Source organism: Photobacterium frigidiphilum (genome assembly GCF_003025615.1).
GTDB classification, from domain to species: Bacteria; Pseudomonadota; Gammaproteobacteria; order Enterobacterales; family Vibrionaceae; genus Photobacterium; species Photobacterium frigidiphilum.
The window spans coordinates 1-575 of record NZ_PYMJ01000150.1 but is presented as its reverse complement, the minus strand read 5'-3'; the positions used below and the strand labels follow the sequence as shown (position 1 = coordinate 575).

The window sequence follows — 575 nt, the reverse complement described above, 5'->3', positions numbered from 1 at the left end:
CCCATATGCAGGCTCAGGCGACGGGTATCGATATTGGACAGCTAAAGGGGAGCGGGCCACAAGGGGCAATATTGCTAAGGGATCTCCCTTCCCGCACGGAGCAACATGTCGAAAAAACCCGTCCAACAGAGACAGCGCAGCCAGCCTCAAGTATGCGTCAGGCGATCAGCGAAGCGATGACGCGCTCAAAGCAGACGATCCCACACTATTATCTGACCATGGATATCGACCTGACCAACGCCCAGCACTGGCTAGCAGAGCAAAACCAGTCACGGGAGCCAGAGCAAAGATTGCTACTGCCTGCCCTACTAATTTCCGCCATTGCCCGCCTGTTACCACGTTATCCAGCACTAAACGGGACTTTTATCAACGGACGGCTTACCCCCTCCGATACAGTTAATATCGGCAATACCATCAGTCTGCGCCAAGGGGGGCTCGTGGTCCCTGCTATCCTTAATGCCAACACACTGACTGTCGATGAGACAATGGCAGTTCTGCGAGATCTGACCGAGAGGAGTCGCCGCGGTCGTCTGCGTAGCTCTGAAATCAGTGAAGCGACGATTACCGTCACCAGT

1 protein-coding gene is annotated in these 575 nt (G+C 54.8%); it reads left to right on the top strand.

The features are described from left to right. Positions 1–5: 5 nt before the first annotated feature. On the top strand, positions 6–575 hold a 570-nt coding region (locus C9J12_RS30385), incomplete at its 3' end, for a 2-oxo acid dehydrogenase subunit E2 (RefSeq protein WP_227876529.1).